The 15,894-nt window shown below is 69.0% G+C and carries 15 protein-coding genes and 1 pseudogene; 4 read left to right on the forward strand and 12 right to left on the reverse strand.

Translation table 11 applies throughout. From position 1 onward, the window contains the following. From WKC72_RS34185 to WKC72_RS34215, 7 genes are read right to left on the reverse strand one after another with little or no spacing between them, the layout of a single operon-like run. Positions 1-1,395 (reverse strand): AMP-binding protein, encoded by a 1,395-nt coding sequence (locus tag WKC72_RS34185; RefSeq protein WP_370181007.1) that lies wholly within the window; start codon positions 1,393-1,395, stop codon positions 1-3. Continuing rightward, complete coding sequence (locus WKC72_RS34190) at positions 1,388-1,990, reverse strand: energy-coupling factor transporter transmembrane protein EcfT (RefSeq protein WP_370181008.1); 603 nt, start codon at positions 1,988-1,990, stop codon at positions 1,388-1,390. The genes WKC72_RS34185 and WKC72_RS34190 overlap by 8 nt, the downstream gene beginning before the upstream one ends. Then, the gene (locus WKC72_RS34195; protein ID WP_037233164.1) at positions 1,987-2,667 is read right to left on the reverse strand and encodes an energy-coupling factor ABC transporter ATP-binding protein; all 681 of its coding nucleotides are present in this window, start codon (positions 2,665-2,667) and stop codon (positions 1,987-1,989) included. Before WKC72_RS34195 ends, WKC72_RS34190 begins: the two co-directional genes overlap by 4 nt. After that, a complete protein-coding gene (locus WKC72_RS34200) occupies positions 2,664-3,791 on the reverse strand; it encodes an acetyl-CoA C-acyltransferase (RefSeq protein WP_370181009.1) in 1,128 nt (375 codons plus the stop codon). The genes WKC72_RS34195 and WKC72_RS34200 overlap by 4 nt, the downstream gene beginning before the upstream one ends. Further along, positions 3,788-4,909, reverse strand: a complete 1,122-nt coding sequence (locus WKC72_RS34205) for a class I adenylate-forming enzyme family protein (protein WP_370181010.1) — start codon at positions 4,907-4,909, stop codon at positions 3,788-3,790. The genes WKC72_RS34200 and WKC72_RS34205 overlap by 4 nt, the downstream gene beginning before the upstream one ends. Beyond that, entirely contained in the window at positions 4,906-5,490 is a 585-nt protein-coding gene (locus WKC72_RS34210; protein WP_112299005.1) for a biotin transporter BioY, read from the reverse strand. The genes WKC72_RS34205 and WKC72_RS34210 overlap by 4 nt, the downstream gene beginning before the upstream one ends. Continuing rightward, positions 5,487-6,422 (reverse strand): DMT family transporter, encoded by a 936-nt coding sequence (locus WKC72_RS34215; protein ID WP_370181011.1) that lies wholly within the window; start codon positions 6,420-6,422, stop codon positions 5,487-5,489. The genes WKC72_RS34210 and WKC72_RS34215 overlap by 4 nt, the downstream gene beginning before the upstream one ends. Positions 6,423-6,505: 83 nt before the next feature. Here WKC72_RS34215 and WKC72_RS34220 point away from each other — a divergent pair, with 83 nt between their 5' ends. Next, on the forward strand, positions 6,506-7,384 hold the full coding sequence (locus WKC72_RS34220; protein ID WP_370181012.1) for a LysR family transcriptional regulator: 879 nt from the start codon (positions 6,506-6,508) through the stop codon (positions 7,382-7,384). Here the strand turns inward: WKC72_RS34220 and WKC72_RS34225 are convergent. After that, on the reverse strand, positions 7,381-8,382 hold the full coding sequence (locus tag WKC72_RS34225; protein WP_112299007.1) for a sugar phosphate isomerase/epimerase: 1,002 nt from the start codon (positions 8,380-8,382) through the stop codon (positions 7,381-7,383). The genes WKC72_RS34220 and WKC72_RS34225 overlap by 4 nt on opposite strands. Before the next feature lie 65 nt (positions 8,383-8,447). Then, on the reverse strand, positions 8,448-9,626 hold the full coding sequence (locus tag WKC72_RS34230; protein WP_011597451.1) for a Gfo/Idh/MocA family protein: 1,179 nt from the start codon (positions 9,624-9,626) through the stop codon (positions 8,448-8,450). Positions 9,627-9,898: 272 nt separating this feature from the next. On the opposite strand from WKC72_RS34230, the gene WKC72_RS34235 reads away from it, so the two are divergent. Continuing rightward, positions 9,899-10,582: an FAD-dependent oxidoreductase gene (locus WKC72_RS34235; RefSeq protein ID WP_370181013.1), complete on the forward strand. Its 684-nt coding sequence runs from the start codon at positions 9,899-9,901 to the stop codon at positions 10,580-10,582. Between the two features lie 110 nt (positions 10,583-10,692). Continuing rightward, positions 10,693-10,845 (forward strand): annotated as a pseudogene (locus WKC72_RS34240) (FAD-dependent monooxygenase); the annotation flags it as partial. A 251-nt stretch (positions 10,846-11,096) separates the two neighbouring features. On the opposite strand, the gene WKC72_RS34245 reads toward WKC72_RS34240, so the two are convergent. The 3 genes from WKC72_RS34245 to WKC72_RS34255 all read right to left on the reverse strand — a co-directional run bounded on the left by WKC72_RS34245 (position 11,097) and on the right by WKC72_RS34255 (position 14,775). Then, positions 11,097-12,164, reverse strand: coding sequence for a LacI family DNA-binding transcriptional regulator (locus WKC72_RS34245; protein WP_081792397.1), 1,068 nt, complete (start codon positions 12,162-12,164; stop codon positions 11,097-11,099). Positions 12,165-12,240: 76 nt separating this feature from the next. Continuing rightward, entirely contained in the window at positions 12,241-13,626 is a 1,386-nt protein-coding gene (locus WKC72_RS34250) for an SLC13 family permease (protein WP_037233139.1), read from the reverse strand. Between the two features lie 39 nt (positions 13,627-13,665). Further along, positions 13,666-14,775 (reverse strand): PrpF domain-containing protein, encoded by a 1,110-nt coding sequence (locus tag WKC72_RS34255; RefSeq protein WP_370181014.1) that lies wholly within the window; start codon positions 14,773-14,775, stop codon positions 13,666-13,668. Positions 14,776-14,886: 111 nt separating this feature from the next. Between WKC72_RS34255 and WKC72_RS34260 the strand changes: the two genes are divergently transcribed. Continuing rightward, complete coding sequence (locus WKC72_RS34260; protein WP_112299011.1) at positions 14,887-15,813, forward strand: LysR family transcriptional regulator; 927 nt, start codon at positions 14,887-14,889, stop codon at positions 15,811-15,813. Positions 15,814-15,894: the final 81 nt, after the last annotated feature.

Raw genomic sequence — 15,894 nt, forward strand, 5'->3', positions numbered from 1 at the left:
CTACGCGGGATTCCGGTGCCGAGACGCTGCCAGGGTGGCGGCGAGCGCCTGACGGTCGAGTTTGCCGCGCGGTGTGCGCGGCAAACTGTCGACCGCGAGTACCTGAACCGGCATGCTCGGGCTGGGTAACGTGGCGCGCAGATGCCGCCAGATCTCGCTGGAACTCGGCCCGTCGCCGTCCACCACGATCGCGGCGGCCGGCGCCTCGCCCATCCGGCTGTCCGGCACGCCGATGCACGCCGCCTCCGAGATCCCCGACAGTGCGGTCAACGCCGCCTCGATGGCGGCCGGTTCCACATTGAGTCCCGCCCGGATCACCGTGTCGCTGTCGCGGCCGAACAACTGCAGGCTGTTGCCGACCACGCGGCCCCGGTCGCCCACCGTCATCCACCCGTCGGCGGGGCCGTTCACCACGCCGTCCTCGGTGAGGTAGCCGTCGAACAGCATGTCGCTGCGCACGTGAACGAGGCCCTCGCGAATCTCCGCGTCGACGCCGTCGAACAGTTCGCCTGCCGCGTGCTCGTCGACGGTGCCGAGACCCCGGTCGAAGGACACGAAGCTCAGTTCGGAGGCTCCGTAGAAGTGCACGAGCGACGCATTCGGCAGCACCTCCTGCAACGCCTCACGTCCCGTCCGCGGCCACCGGGCCGCCGAGGACAGCACCTCGCGGACGTTGCCGGCCGGCCCGATCCCCGACCGCACCACGTCCCAGGCGATGGTGGGTACCGCATACAGATGTGTGGCCGCGTCGCGCAGCGAGTGCGTGACCGGTCGCAGATCCACCGTCGCACCGCGAGTGAGCCCGTGCAGCGCGCCGTACAGGAAATGGGTGTGGTCGAGAACTCCGGGCACCGCGACGCGGTCCCCGCTGCCGATGTCGAACGTCGCGTCCGAGCGGTCGAGGGTCGTCGCCCACGATCGCTGGTTGCGCACGAACAGCTTCGGCTCACCGGTCGTCCCGGACGTGATGCCGACCAGCAGTTCGGTGTCGGGACGCGCCCGGTCCGCGGCGCCGTCGGATTCGAGACTGTCCGCCGTCTCGACGGTCCCGTCGAACCCCAGTCTCCGTAGCCTGGTGTGCTGGTGCGACGCGGCCACCACGGCGCCGGGTTTCGCGAGCTCGAGCACCCGCGTCAGCTGCGCCGGCAGGAGGTGCCGGTGCAGCAGCACGACACTGACTCCCGCGTGCATCGCCGCCGTCACGACGACCAGCGACCCGACATCCGACGTCGGCAGCACGGCGACCCGGTTCATGCCGTCGAGCCCGGCTGCGGTGCGAGCGACCCGCGACCAGAACCGGCCGTAGTCGACGGTCTCGCGTGCGGACACGACCGCGGTCGTCTCCGGGTTCTCGGCGGCCCGTCTGGCGACACGCTCGGCGAGCAGCTCAGTCATCGTCCACTCCCCGTGCGACGAGGGCGTCGCCCATCGCATCCGCAGTCCGGAGGGCACGGACCAGCACGGGGGTGGCCAGCGCCGTCATCGACCATTGCAACCCGCGCGCCTTCCGCGCCTGCGCCACCTCCTGCACGATCCCGGTCAGCAGCGGGATACACCGGATCGCCAACGCGAGCAGGAGTCCGATCCGATCCGGGTCGACCCCGAACCTCCGCAACGGCCCGAGTGCGCGCGACACCGTGTCGAGCATGTCGGTGACCCGGGTGGTGAGCGTGACCAACGCGGCGAGCGCCACCGAGATCAGCAGCACCCCGCACACGACGACCGCCCGCGCTGGCGACGTGATCAGCACCTGGAACACGGCGATGATCAACAACATCCACACCACCGGACGCAACTGCGCCACGGCGACCCGCCACGGAATGGAGGCCACCGCGAACAGCAGCCCCACCACCACGACGACGACACCGACCTCGAGCGGCGTGCGCACGAACACGGTGGCCGTGCCGATCGACGCGATCAACAGCAGCAGTTTCAGCCCGGCGGGCATCCTGTGCAGGAGGGAGTCACCCGGACGGTACAGGCCGATCATTCGACCAACTGCCGGTACGCGGGGACGGCGTCGTCCGGGCTGCCGTCGAACGCGACGAGACCGTCGTCGATGACGATGACCCGCTCGAAACTCTCCAGCAGTGCCAGTTGGTGGGTCACGACGATCACCTGCTGGTCCATCGAGTCGAGTGCTTCGGAGACGACGCGGGCGTTCCGCAGATCCAGCAGCGTGGTCGGCTCGTCGGCGATGACCACCTCGGGCCTGCGGATGAGGACGGCGCCGATGGCGAGCAACTGCTTCTGGCCCCCGGACAGCAGGTGCGCGGGGTGATCGGCGTGCTGGTCGAGCCGGAACCGCACCAGGATCTCCTCGACGCGGGCGGCGATCTCCTGCTTGCTCAGACCGGACCGGCGCAGCGAGAACGCCAGGTCCTCGGACACCGTGGGCATGACGATCTGGGTGTCGGGGTCGGTGAACACGAACCCGACCTTGCGGCGCACCTGCGCGCCCTTCCTCGCGGCGTCGACACCGTCGACCGTGACGGTGCCGGAGGTCGGCTTCAGCAAGCCGTTGATCATGCGCGCCAGAGTCGACTTTCCGGAACCGTTGGAACCGATGATGCCGACACGTCGCTCGGAGAAACGCAGGTCGACGCCGCGCAGGACCGGGCGGTCCCCGAAGGCATGCGTCACCGAATCGAAGACGATCTCACTCACGACACACGCTCCACGAGCATCGCGATGCCCTGCCCGCCGCCGATGGCGCAGGCCGCGAGCCCGAGCGCGGGTCCGTCCTCGCGCAGCATCTGACTTGCCAAGCGCACCAGCAGGATCGCCCCCGACGCCCCCCACGGATGCCCCATGGCGATGGCGCCGCCCTGTGGGCAGATCACGGATTCGTCCAGGCCGAGTTCGTCCGACACCGCCAGCACCACCGACGCGAAGGCCTCGGTGATCTCGACGACGCCCAGATCCGCCACGTCGTGTCCGGTTCGCTTCAGGACTTTGCGGATCGCGGGAACCGGTCCGAGTCCGGGCAGCGCCGGGTCCGATCCCGCGACGGCGGAGCCGAGGACCCGCAACGCGGGCAGTCCGGCGGCCAGCGACTCGGTCGTCACCGCCAGCACCGCGGCGCCGTCCGAGATGCCGCAGGAGTTCCCCGCCGTGGCCGTCCCGCCGGCACCGAAACTGGGGCGTAACCGCGCCAGCCTGGCCTCGGTCATGCCTGTACGAATGCGCTGGTCCCGCTCGATCGCACCGATCGGCACGATCTCCGACGAGAAGTCGGCGGCGGCCGCGAGCGTGTGCGACCGCGCCGCGTACGCATCCTGCCGCTCTCGGCTGATGCCGCGAGCCCGCGCGAGATCGTCCGCGGCCGCCCCCATGTCGGGGTCGGGGAAGCCGTGCGGCGCAAAGGGAGCGCGGGTGTAGCGCACCGGATCGGCGCCCGGCACCGGCGGCCAGAACCGCCACGGCGCGGTGCTCGCCGATTCGACACCACCCGCCAGGATCAGCTCGTCGGCGCCGCTGCGTACACGGAGCGCCGCTTGCATCACTGCGTCGAGGCCGGAACCACACTGCCGGTCGACGGTGACACCGGGAACCTCCACACCCATCCCCGCCTGCAGGGCAGCGACCCGTGCCGGATCGCCGCCCGGTCCGAGGCAGTTGCCGAGGACGACGTCGTCGACCTCGGCATCGAGTCCCGACCCCCGCAGCGACGTCAGGACCTCGCGTAGCACCGGGGCGGCCAGATCGGTGGTGGTCAGATCGGCGAACCCGTGCCCGGCATTGCCGATCGGCGTCCGACGCGGCGCCACCAGAACAGGGACAGAGCTCATGCCAGCCAGTCTCTCACTCGGCCTCGGGCGACCTTGCCACTGGCGGTCCGCGGCATCGACTCGATCGGCACCCAGCGGCGGGGCAGCGCTTCCTTCGTCAGCGTCCGGCGCGCGTGCGAACGGACCTCAGCGATCTCCGCGGTGCCGTCGAGCTCCACCACGGCGGTGACGGTCTCGCCGAGCACCGAATGCGGCGATCCGACGACGGCGGCCGCGGCGACACCGTCGAGCGTCTCGAGGATGCGCTCGACGTCCTCGGCGATCACCGTGGTGCCGCCGACGTTGATTGCGGAGTCGCCCCGGCCGCGCACCGTCAGCTCGCCGTCGTCACCGAGTTCCGCAAGGTCACCGACGCCGAACCACTCCGGGACTCCGATGACGCTGTACGGCGACCGGACGTACAGCAGGCCGTCGCGGATGTCGGCGTCGACACCGTCCAGCAGCCGGAGCGGCTCGGGCACCCGGCGCGCCGCGACGAGGGAGAGTTCCGCGGCGCCGTAGTACTCGACGATCTCGATGCCGTCCGCCACCGCGCGGGCGCCGTCGTCCAGGGCGGTGCCCGCGACGACCGCCGTGCGCAGCTTCGGGGCCTTCCCCACCACCTCACGGAGAACGGCGGGGACGGCGTGCACCACCGTCGCCCGGGACGGGTCGTCGGTGACGCACGCGCCTCGCCACAGTGCGTGCACTGCGCCGAACAGGTGCATCGTGGCGTGCAACGGGCCGGTGATCAGCACGTGGTCCGTGGCGTCGATGCCGGTGATCGCGGTGAACGCGGGAAAGCTGTCGAACCAGGAGGCCGCTGTGCGCGCGAGCGGACGGGGCCTTCCGGTGGAGCCGGACGTCGCCACCAGCAGAAACGCGGACGGCGGGACCACCGCGCGGTCCGGACGCGCCTCGGGGTTCTCGACGATCACCGCCGTCCCCTGCCGCGCCGCGGCGCAGACGCAGATCAGGGCGTCCGGGACCGGCAGCGTCGACGCGTCGTAGGCAAGGGCACCCGGGCCGTGCTCGAGGATCCATCGGTCGATGGCGCGGTCGAGTTCGGCGTACGTGTAGGTGCGGCCGTCGAAGTCGAGGGCAGGCTGATCGCCGGAGCCGCCGAGTTCGGAATTCACGTACGGATCAGGCCGGGGTATGCGCGATGCACGCTCTTGGCGACCACGGTCGCGACGACGACCTTGAGCAGGTCGCCGGGGATGAAGGCGAAGTTGGTGGTGATGGCGGCGCCGACGCCCAGGTCGGTGCGGAGCAGGAGTCCGACGGTGCCGAAGATGTAGATGACGACGATCCCGCCGAGCGCGTTGATCAGCAGGCCGAGCACGACCGGGTACTTCGGCAGGATCCGGGCGGTGAGGAGGCCGATGATCAGCGTCGCGGGAATCCAGCCGATGAGGTATCCGGCGCTGGGGCCAGCGAGCGCGGTCAGTCCCGTGCGGCCACCGGACAGCAGGGGCAGGCCGATCAGGGTCAGGGCGATGAAGACCGCGACGGCGGCTGTGCCCTTGCGAGCCCCGAGCACCGCGCCGGCGAGGATGACGCCGAGCGTCTGCAACGTGATCGGCACTCCGCTGAAGCCGACCGTGATGGCGCCGGGCAGTCCGAGCGCCGCGATCAGCGCGGCGAATACCGCGATCTGCGCCATGTCCCGCGCTGAAATACCGAGCCTCGACACCCGAGCACTCCCGACCTCTGTCATGACGACTCCTCTTGCTGCAAACTTGAACGACGTTCAAGGTAGCAGGTCGACGCGGACAACGGTGTGGCAGACACCATGACCTCACCCTCGTCGGGCACCGTCCGCGCCCCGGCCCGCGCTGCTCCGATCCCGGCCGCAACCACGAAACAGATCCCGGCAACGGCCGCGTGGTCCGGAACCTGATGCAACACCACGAGCCCGATGATCAACGCGAACGCCGGTTCCAGACTCATCAGGGTCCCGAACGCCGCGGTGTTCAGCCGCCGCAGGGCGAGCATCTCCAGTGTGAACGGCACGACCGGCAGCAGTATCGCCAAACCCAGCCCGATGATCAACAGGTCCGGCGTCATCTTTCCGAGCATCGAGGGCCCGCCCACGGCGGTCGCGACCAACCCGGCGACCGGCATGGAGACCGCGAGCCCGTTGAGACCGGCCACCTCGTCGCCCACGCGCTGGGTGAGCACGATGTAGAGCGCCCAGCATGCGGCCGCGCCCAGCGCGAACAGGATTCCGACCGGGTCGACGCCGCCGGCCCAGGGCTGCGTCAGCAGCAGCACCCCCACGGCCGCCAGCGCCGGCCACTTCAGGCGACCTCGTCCGTGCAGGACGGCGACGCCGAGGGGTCCGAGGAACTCCAGTGCACTGGCGGTTCCCAGCGGGATCCGGTCCACCGCGGCCATGAACAGCAGGGTGACCGCCGCCGTGACCACCCCGAGCAGAACACACGCGCCGAGGGACGAACGGGTGAACGCCTTCGGACGAGGCCGCACGATCACGGCCAGCAACACCCCTGCCCAGGCCAGGCGCAACCAGGCGGCGCCCTCCGCGCCGACGCGCTCGGACACGCCGACGGAGATCGCGAGTCCGCTCTGCACGCACAGCATCGAGGTCAGCGCCATCGTCGCGCCGACGTGGGTCGAGTTCCTGGTCATGTCTGCATTGAATGACACGTGGACCGTTCACGTCCACGTGACTTTCATGGACAAACCGTTCGGATATCGCGAACAATATGTGGGTGGATACCCGACGCCTGCATCTTCTGCTCGAGCTCTCCCGTCTCGGCTCCATGCGTGAGGTCGCCGAGACACACCGGCTGACCACCTCGACCGTCTCCCAGCAGATCGCCGCACTCGCGAAGGAGACGGGTGCGCAGCTGGTCGAACCGACCGGCCGCCGGGTGCGGCTCACTCCGGCCGGTCGCCGGCTGGCCGACCACGCCGTCACGATCCTGGCGGCCGTCGACGCCGCCCGGCTCGACCTCGACCCCCACGCCGAGCCGGTCGGCACCCTGCGCGTCGGGGGTTTCGCGACGGGCATCCGGGTGTCGCTGCTCCCGGTCGTCGCCGAACTGGCACGCACCCACTCGCAGGTGGACGTGGTGATCAGCGAATACGAACCGGTCGAGGCGTTCGGACTGCTCGCCGACGACGAACTCGATCTCGCCCTGACCTACGACTACAACCTGGCACCGGCGTCCCCCGGGGCCGCGCTCGAGGCCGTCCCGTTGTGGTCGACCCCCTGGGGACTCGGCGTGCCCACGCCCGCCGACGACAAGCCCGCCGACGTCGCCGCCTACGCCGATTCGCCCTGGATCGTGAACTCCCGCAACACCGCCGACGAGGACGCCGTCCGCACGCTCGCCTCGCTCGCGGGTTTCACACCACACATCGCCCACCAGATCGACAGCCTCGACCTCGTCGAGGACCTCATCGCCGCCGGCTACGGCGTCGGCCTGCTGCCCGCCGACCGTCCCACCCGTACCGAAGTCACGGTCCTCCCGCTCGCCGACCCGAAGGTCGTGCTGACGGCATACGCCGTGACCCGACGCGGGAGGTCGACGTGGCCGCCGCTGCGCCTGGTCCTCGACCGGCTGGCCGCCGTCACCGGCTTCTAGCGGGAGGCTACGGCGGAAGCCGCGTCCTTCAGGGTGCGGGCCGCGACCTGCAGTCCCTCGAGCTGTCCCAGTTCGACGTCCTCGTGTTCGATGTTGACCGCCATGTCGGGGTCGACCCGCTGCAGCGCAGCGAGGAAACGGGACCAGAAATCGACGTCGTGTCCGCGGCCGACGGCGACGAAGTCCCACGCCGAGTCCTCGGGCCACTTGTTGACCACATGCTTGCCACCGAGTCCGGTGGGGTTCTGGTCGGCCGGGATGCGGGTGAACCGGTCGTCGAGAACACCGTAGATCTTGCAGTTCTCGTTGATCCGGGTGTCCTTCGCCGCGGCGTGGAACACGAGGTCGCCGAGCCAGTCGACCGCAGCGACCGGGTCGATGCCCTGCCAGAACAGGTGCGACGGGTCCATCTCGGCGCCCACGTTCGTCGCACCGGTCTTCTCGACCAGACGCGCGAGGGTCGGCGGGTTGAACACCAGGTTCTGCGGGTGCATCTCGATCGCGACCTTGACGCCGTTCTCCCGGGCGAGCGCGTCGATCTCCTTCCAGAACGGCACCGCGACCTGATCCCACTGGTAGTCGAGGGAGTCGAGATAGCCACTGTCCCAGGTGTTCACGTGCCATGCCGGCCACTGGCCGCCGGCGTGCGCGGCGGGCAGCCCGGACATCGTGACCACCCGGTCCACACCGAGCAGGCCGGCCACCTTGATCGCGTTGCGCAGGTCCTCGGCGTCCTCGGGGCCCACCTCGGGATCCGCGTGCAGCGGGTTGCCGTTGCAGTTCAGGCCGGCGATGGAGACACCGGTCTCGTCGAAGACCTTCAGGTACTCCTGCGGTGACACCTCACCCGAGAGGAGTTCCTTGACGGGCAGGTGCGGGGTGGGCAGGAATCCGCCCGCGTTGATCTCCGCACCCTCGAGTCCGAGGGACGCGATGGTCTCCAGCGCCTCGCGCAGGCTGCGGTCGTGCAGGACGGCGGTGTACACACCGAGTTTCATGAGGGATCCTTGCGTCGTGGGAAGAAGTTGCGGTTCAGAGTTTTTGCGGTTCGGGGTGGTGCGGTTCAGCCGATCTTGACGGCCGCTCCGTCGGCGCGGGCAGACTCCGCGACGGCGGTGACGATCTGCATGCCGCGCAGCGCGTGGGCGAAGGACGGCAACGGGCCGAGGACGTCGATGCCGGCGATCTGGTCGAGGAAGGCACGGGCCTGGTACGCGAAGAACTCCGCCTTGCCGTGGCCGACACCGCCGGCATCCATCGGCAGGCCACCCTGGATGTACGGGTGCTGCGGTCCGATGATCACCCGACGCTGACCGTTCACGGTGCGGTCGAGGCCCTCGCTGGACACCGAGAATTCGGCGGCGCGAGCCAGGTCGAACGCCGCGGAGCCGGACGTCCCGAACAGCTCGAAACCGAGCCCGTCCGGAAGCTGGTGCGCGACACGGGAAGCGGAGAACGTGCCGACCGCGCCGTTCTCGAAGCGCGCCGTGAACGTCGCGAGGTCCTCGTTCTCGACGGGTGCCATCTCACCGGTGGTCTCGGCCTTGGTGTGGCCGTAGGTGACCCCGGCGGGCACCGGACGCTCCGTGATCACCGTGGCGAAGGTCGCGCCGCTGATCTCGACGATCGGACCGCACACGAATTCGGCCATGTCGAGCAGGTGACTGCCGACGTCCGCAAGCGCACCGGTTCCGGGACCCCCGCGGTACCGCCAGGTGATCGGCGAGGCCGGGTCCAGGCCGTAGTCGCACCAGTAGTGCCCGTTGAAGTGAATGATGTCGCCGAGACGGCCCGTCGCGAGTTCGTCCCGGATCGCCTGGATGGCCGGCGACCGGCGGTAGGTGTACCCGACAGTCGCGATCGTGTCGGCGTCCGCGGCGGCGGCGACCATGGCCTCGGCGTCCGCGATGGACCCGGCCAGGGGCTTCTCGCACAGCACGTGCTTCCCGGCAGCGAGGAGGCCTTCGACGATCTCCCGGTGCAACTGGTTGGCGACGACGACGCTCACGGCGTCGATGTCCGGCGATTCGGCAATGGCCTGCCAGCTGTACTCGGCCCGCTCGTACCCGTACCGCTTCGCGGTGTCGTCGGCGACGGCCTGGTTGGTGTCGGCGATCGCGACCAGACGCACGTCGGGGCGGTCGGTTCCGAACAGCGTCGACGCCATGCGATATCCGGCGGCGTGTGCTCGTCCGGCCATGCCGCCGCCGATGACGGCGACACCGATCGAGTTGGAAGTCATGAGTGGAAGCCTTTCGGTGTGATGTTGACCCGGCGGGAGTGCACGTCGGCTACCCGCAGACACCCGCACGAGAGTGAAGACGCCCTCCGGCTAGTTCGGTCTATTTAACCGGTCTAGTACGACTACTATGAGCTGAGTCACGACGCCCTGTCAAGCCCCGGCCCGGCGGGCCTGCAAACGAGCCGCACCCCTTGACGAACGCCCTCTCCCTGCGCACACTGAATACACTTTCACTGAGAATGAATTCAGTGAATGACAGTTCAGGAGGACGCATGGAGGTCGTCGTTGCAGGAGGAGGTGTGTCCGGGGCCGCGACTGCAATCGCATTGCGCCGCATCGGTTCCGACGTCACCCTCTACGAAACACACCCCGACCCGGCAGGACAGGTGGGCTCATTTCTGAGTCTGGCATCCAACGGTCTGCGGGGGCTGAAGACCCTCGGCTGCCTGGACCAAGTCCAGGAGGCCGGTTTCGCGGTGCCCACTCAGCGGATGTGGTCCGGTACGGGCAGGCTGCTGGCAGAAGTTCCGCGTGGACGGCTGTCGGGGGATCCGCTGCACAGTACGACCCTGATGCGCGGTTCCCTGGTCGAGGTGCTGCGTGAATGCGCCGAGCAGGCCGGTGTACGGATCGTCACCGGCCGCCGGCTGGCAGGCGCCGAGCCCGCGGGCGACGGTATCCGCGCGCAGTTCGCCGACGGTTCCAGCGCACGCGCCGATCTGTTGATCGGCGCCGACGGTCTCTGGTCAGCTACCCGCTCGGTCCTCGATCCCGGCGCGCCCCGACCCGCATACGGCGGGCTCTACAGCGTCTCGGGCATCGCCGCCGGCGTCCCGGCCGAGACCGGCACGTTCAACATGGTCTTCGCGCGCTGCGGCGCCTTTCTCCACATCCCGGCGCCGGACGGAACCGTGTGGTGGTCCGCGCAGGTTGCCGATCCCGGCCTCCGAAACTGACAGATGTCGGCGAGGACCAGTGGCTCGATCGACTCGCCGAGCTGTACCGGTTCGAGCCGCAGCCGCTCGAGATCATCAGGGCGACCACGCAATTGCACCGTCCGACGCTCATGCACACACTGGCCGAAGTCCCGGTCCGGCATGACGAACGCATCGTCCTCGTCGGCGACGCCGCCCACCCGGTCGGCGCGGGGCAAGGCGCCTCCATGGCCATCGAAGATGCCGTGGTCCTGGCTCGGGCACTCGCAAAGGCCGACTCGACCGGAGAAGGTCTCGCCGAGTACGACCGGCTCCGCCGCGCCCGGATCGGGAAGATGGCCGAGGCGGCCCGCATCAACCGCGACGCCAAGACCAGCGGCCCGCTCGCTCGCCGGCTCCGCGACCTCGTCATGCCGATCGCCTTCGGGCACTTCTACGAAAAGGCCACCACCTGGCTCTACACCCACGATCTGGGCACGCTGCCCGCGCCGGCCGAGCAACCCCCGGCCCGCCGAACGCTGACGGCCGCCGCAGGTCAGGACACGCCCGACTGGGATCCTTCCACCGGTGCCGGCGCGGGTCCGGTGGTACGACGCGCGACGAGCCGCGGCCGGAGGACGGTCGCCACCGATTCGGTCCTCCCCCGGTCCAGCCGTTGGATGACCGCGTCGACCGCGGTGGCGGCCTGCTCCCGCGGTTGCTGATTGACCGATGTCAGATCGATGTGCGCGAGCTGGGCGAGCACACTGTCGTCGTATCCGGAGACCGAGACGTCTTCGGGAATCCGCACACCCCGGCTCCGCAGTTCGCCGATCAGCCCGATGGCACTCCGGTCGTTGGCCGCGATCACCGCGGTGGGAAGCTGCGACCGCCCGAGCAGAGTCTCCGCGGCCACGGTTCCGGCGCTGTCGGTGAAGTCGCCCTCGACGACGTCGATCTCGAGTCCGTGACGACGCATTGCCCGGGTGTATCCCGACCTCCGGTCGGCCGCAATCGTGCCCGGACCACCGCTGAGGTGCGTGATCCGGCGATGCCCCAGGTCCACGAGATGGTCGACGACGGTGCCGATACCCTTGCCGTCCGCGGTCCGCACGACGTCGACCGCACCGTCTCCGACGCGCCGACCGACCACGACGACCGGTACCCGCTCCCCGAGCGTGTCGAGAACGTCGGTGCTCAGTTCGGTGCCGAGCAGGATCAGGGCCTCGCAGCGGAAATCGAGCAGTGTTTCGACGACTTTCGGTTCGGCGTGCGTGGGAGTCAGCGCACCGAGCACCACCTCGTACCCGTGATCGTCGGCCGCGGCCACGATGTACTCGACCATCTCGGCGTGGAAGCTGTTGCGGATATCCGCCATCACACCCACGAGGTGGGTCCGCCGGAGCGACATCAGTGCGGCCGTACGGTTCGGTCGGTACCCGAGCTCGTCCGCGACGTCGAGAACCCGTTTCCGCGTCTCGGCACTCGGTCCGGGAACGCGCCGAAACACCATGGAGACCAATGCCTTCGACACGCCCACGCGGTCGGCGATGTCCTGCATGGTGACGGCCTGCCGGGGCATCGGAACGGAGCCGCCGCTCCGGGCGTCGTCGTCGCTTCGCATGTGCAGACCCTTTCGCTCGCCGAGCCGAGGCACACTCAGAGTATCCGACATAGACCGAAGTACTAGACCGGGCTACCTACCCGAACAGTCCGGGCGCCACGACGAGAATCAGCCAGCAGAGCGCGGGCGCAACCGCGACGACCACGGCGGCGTTGAGGAGGAGCTGGCGGTAGAACGCGCGTCGTTCGATGTTCTGGGCACTGGCCAGCACGAGCGCTCCGTTCGTCGAGAACGGTGACACGTCGACGACGGTGGCGGAGATGGCCAGTGCAGCCACGACCCCGACGACCGGGAGTGCACCGGTTTCCAGGAGGGGAAGTGCGAGCGGAATGACCGCCGTCAGCAACGCCGTCGACGAGGCGAAGGCCGACGTCACGCCGATGACGTAGCAGAGCACGAGCGCCACCAGCAGCGGTGCACCGACCTTGATCGCCATCTGCGCGAGGTGGTCGATCGTGCCCAGCTCCTGCAGGAGGGAGATGTAGGTGACCATGCCCGCGACGAGAAGCACCGTCGACCAGCTGATGCCCGCGATCGCCTCGTTCTGCTTCGAGAGGTCGGTGAACGCCAGGATCGCACCGGCGGCGATGGCGACGAAGCTGATGGGCAGGTGCAGCACGAGCACCAGCACGAGTACCGCGGCGATGAGGACGAGTGTCAGCTTCTGCACCCTGGTGACGGGTTCGATCGCGGGCGCGATGTCCGTCGACGGGCGGTGCACGCGGGTCAGTACCTGGGTGCCCGCCGCGGAACCGCCCGTGGACGGCGTCCACGGGCCGTCGCCGCGCGTACCGCTCGCGCCGCCATCGCCTCCGTCGCCGGTCGTCGCGCCCATGGCCGAGTAGTCGAGGTCGCGTACCCGGGCGAGGACCGCATAACCGGCGATGGTGAACACGGAGAGCAGCGTGTTGATCCCGTAGCTGGCGAAGAACAACGTCCAGGGCGCGATCGTGAGGCCGTTGGATTCGACGATGTCACGGACGAGGACACCGGAAACCGAGATCGGCGAGAACGCACCGGCGTGCGCCCCGTTGATGGTCATGATGCCCATCACGAGGGGACTCATTCGCGTGCGGGCAGCGAAGGCCATCGCGGCCGGCGCGATCAGGGCGACGGCGGCCGGACTGAACGTGCCGAGTGCGGTCAGCACCGACGCGGAGAAGAAGAAGACCCACGGAACGACGGTCACACGGCCGCGGACGGCCCGGATACAGGCGTTGACCAGAAGATCGATGGTTCCGTTCCGCTTCGCCATTCCGAAGAAGTACGTGACACCGATGATGGTGAGGACGATCGAGCTGGGGAACTCGGCAAGAATCTCCTTGTCGTCGTATCCGAGCGCGAACGCCCCCACGACGAAGGCCCCGATGAAGCCCAGAATGCCGATGTTGATCGGAAAGATGGTTGCTGTCACGAACATCGCGACCAGCGCGATGAGTGGCAGAATCTCGATGGACGTCATAGTCGTTCTTTCGGTTCGCTGTGTGCGTGCTGGTCGAAGTCAGGCGGAAAGCCGGTCGCGGGAGTACAGAGTGGATTCGGCGATGCGTCGTGCGGCTCGCTGCAGGAGCACCCGTTCGTGCCCACCGTCCCTCTCGACGGTGCATCGCACTCGCCCACCGAGGGTGCCGATCGTGACGGCGAAGTTCGCCGGGGCCGCTGCGCCTGCGAAGCCGACGGTCGAGTCACCCGAACGCGCCGCGAGGGCGACGGCCACCGCGCTGGTGAGACCGATCGTGGGATGCGGGGCGTTCATCGACAACATGCGGACGGAGATGTCGTAGTCCGCAGCGTCGACGTCTTCGCCGAGTGTCGTGCAGTAGGGCACGGCCGGTCCGACGAGACCCACCTTCGGGATGGCGTCCGGTGCGGTCTCGATCGACGTTGCCAAACCCATCGCGACGGCGGCGCGCGCCCTGATGTGGCGCAGCATCGGAACGTACTGCTGCAGTTGTTCTTCCGTCGCCGCGGCGGAGACTCCCAGCGAATCGGCGCGTACCAGGGCGACGGGGGCGCCGGCGTCGGCCATCGAGATGTCGACACGGATACCGTCCACCACGATGCTGTCCCGGTGCTTCCCCGTCGGCCACAGGCTGCCGGTGGTGCTGCCCGCGGGGTCGACGAAGGCCAGATCGACGGCCGTCCCGGTCCCCCGGACCCCCGGAACGCTGACGCTGTCGAAGCGGGCCGGGGACGACGCCGACGGTGTGGCAACCCGCGCGTGGATGACGGCGTTCGTGTTGAGATTGCGCATCCGCACCTCGGTGTGCGACTCCCCACGGGAGAGTCCGAGCTTGTCGACGGCCCAGAGAGCGACCGCGGTGGCGCAGTTCCCGCAGTTGCTGCCCCATTCCACCCGGTGGGCGCCGATCGCCACCTGCGCGAACAGGAAGTCGACGTCGACGTCGGGGTCCGCGCTCGGCATCACGACGGCAGCCTTGGACGTGACGGAGGTGCCGCCGCCCACCCCGTCGAGCTGGCGAGGATCTTCGGCGCCGAACAGTTCGATGAGCAGGTCCTCGAGACGAACCCGGTCATCGGGAACGTCTCGGTGATCGAACAACCAACACTTGCTGGTTCCGCCTCGCATGAGAGTTGCTGGTGTTTGCACGGTACATCCTTCTGTTGGTCGTGGCCCACATCACGTTATGGACGACCTGCGTTCAGAACAATGTCGTTTTGCTACCATTTCGTTTAGCGCAACTGAACGCTGGGAGATGGCATGCAGAACACGTTCGACGTCGTCACGCTCTTCCTGCTGCTCGACATCGCCGATGCGGGTTCACTCACCGGCGGCGCCGAGCAGGCGAACATGACGCCGTCGGCCGCGTCCCAGCGCATCGCGAAGCTCGAACAGAACATCCGGCAGCCGGTGCTCACCCGCCTGCCCCGAGGCGTCCGGCTGACCGAAGCGGGCGAAATCCTCGCCGCCCGGGCACGCCTGTTCCGCCGCGAGATGCGGGCCGCGCGTGGGGATCTCGAAGCCCTCCGGGGACTCGAGAGCGGCACGGTCCGGCTCGGGTCCTTCCCCACCGTCAGCGCGTCACTGCTGTCGGATGCCCTCAAGGACTGCCACGCCCGATGGCCAGGCATCGACGTCCGCGTCCACTCCGCCGTTCGCCCCCGCCTGCTGGACATGCTGCGCTCGAGCGAGGTGGAACTCGCGCTGCTGTGGAGCTACGCATGGACCGAGGAAACCGAGAAGTCGCTGTCGCTGGTCCCGTTGATGGAGGACCAGACACAGCTCCTCGTGCCGGCGGACGGCGAACTCGCCCAGGACGACGTCGCCGTCGCCTCGCTGCGCGGTGCTCGGTGGATCATCCGCAACGCCGACCACCCGGCGGCCGAGGTGCTCTACCGCAGTTGCGAAGGCGCGGGCTTCACACCGGACGTCGTCTATGAGGCCCATGACTATCAGGAGATCGAAGCGATGGTCGCCGCGGGCATGGGCATCGCGATGGTCCCGCGTCTCGCGGTCGCGCATCATCGGCCCGACGTCCGAGCAGTCCGGTTCCGGGCCGAGGACCGAGTTCCCACCCGGTCGATCTACATCGCGTCGCTGGCGCGCCGGGAGTACACGCCCAGCATGTACGCGATCTCCCGAGCGCTGCACGAGGCGGCGCAGCGGATCGCCGGCGCTGCCGACTGATCTGACAGCCGTGAGCGATCAGGTCCTGGCACAACCGTCCCAGAGTCCTGTCGCAACCGTCCAATTCCGAGGGCCGTCGCG

Source organism: Rhodococcus wratislaviensis (assembly GCF_041228765.1).
Classification (GTDB): domain Bacteria; phylum Actinomycetota; class Actinomycetes; order Mycobacteriales; family Mycobacteriaceae; genus Rhodococcus_F; species Rhodococcus_F wratislaviensis.

What these genes read in the sequence shown, in the direction of transcription:
- WKC72_RS34185 (WP_370181007.1), bottom strand. Translation starts at nt 1,395, where the DNA reads ATGACTGAGCTGCTCGCCGAGCGTGTCGCCAGACGGGCCGCCGAGAAC.
- WKC72_RS34190 (WP_370181008.1), bottom strand. Translation starts at nt 1,990, where the DNA reads ATGATCGGCCTGTACCGTCCGGGTGACTCCCTCCTGCACAGGATGCCC.
- WKC72_RS34200 (WP_370181009.1), bottom strand. Translation starts at nt 3,791, where the DNA reads ATGAGCTCTGTCCCTGTTCTGGTGGCGCCGCGTCGGACGCCGATCGGC.
- WKC72_RS34210 (WP_112299005.1), bottom strand. Translation starts at nt 5,490, where the DNA reads ATGACAGAGGTCGGGAGTGCTCGGGTGTCGAGGCTCGGTATTTCAGCG.
- WKC72_RS34215 (WP_370181011.1), bottom strand. Translation starts at nt 6,422, where the DNA reads ATGACCAGGAACTCGACCCACGTCGGCGCGACGATGGCGCTGACCTCG.
- WKC72_RS34225 (WP_112299007.1), bottom strand. Translation starts at nt 8,382, where the DNA reads ATGAAACTCGGTGTGTACACCGCCGTCCTGCACGACCGCAGCCTGCGC.
- WKC72_RS34230 (WP_011597451.1), bottom strand. Translation starts at nt 9,626, where the DNA reads ATGACTTCCAACTCGATCGGTGTCGCCGTCATCGGCGGCGGCATGGCC.
- WKC72_RS34235 (WP_370181013.1), top strand. Translation starts at nt 9,899, where the DNA reads ATGGAGGTCGTCGTTGCAGGAGGAGGTGTGTCCGGGGCCGCGACTGCA.
- WKC72_RS34245 (WP_081792397.1), bottom strand. Translation starts at nt 12,164, where the DNA reads ATGCGAAGCGACGACGACGCCCGGAGCGGCGGCTCCGTTCCGATGCCC.
- WKC72_RS34250 (WP_037233139.1), bottom strand. Translation starts at nt 13,626, where the DNA reads ATGACGTCCATCGAGATTCTGCCACTCATCGCGCTGGTCGCGATGTTC.
- WKC72_RS34260 (WP_112299011.1), top strand. Translation starts at nt 14,887, where the DNA reads ATGCAGAACACGTTCGACGTCGTCACGCTCTTCCTGCTGCTCGACATC.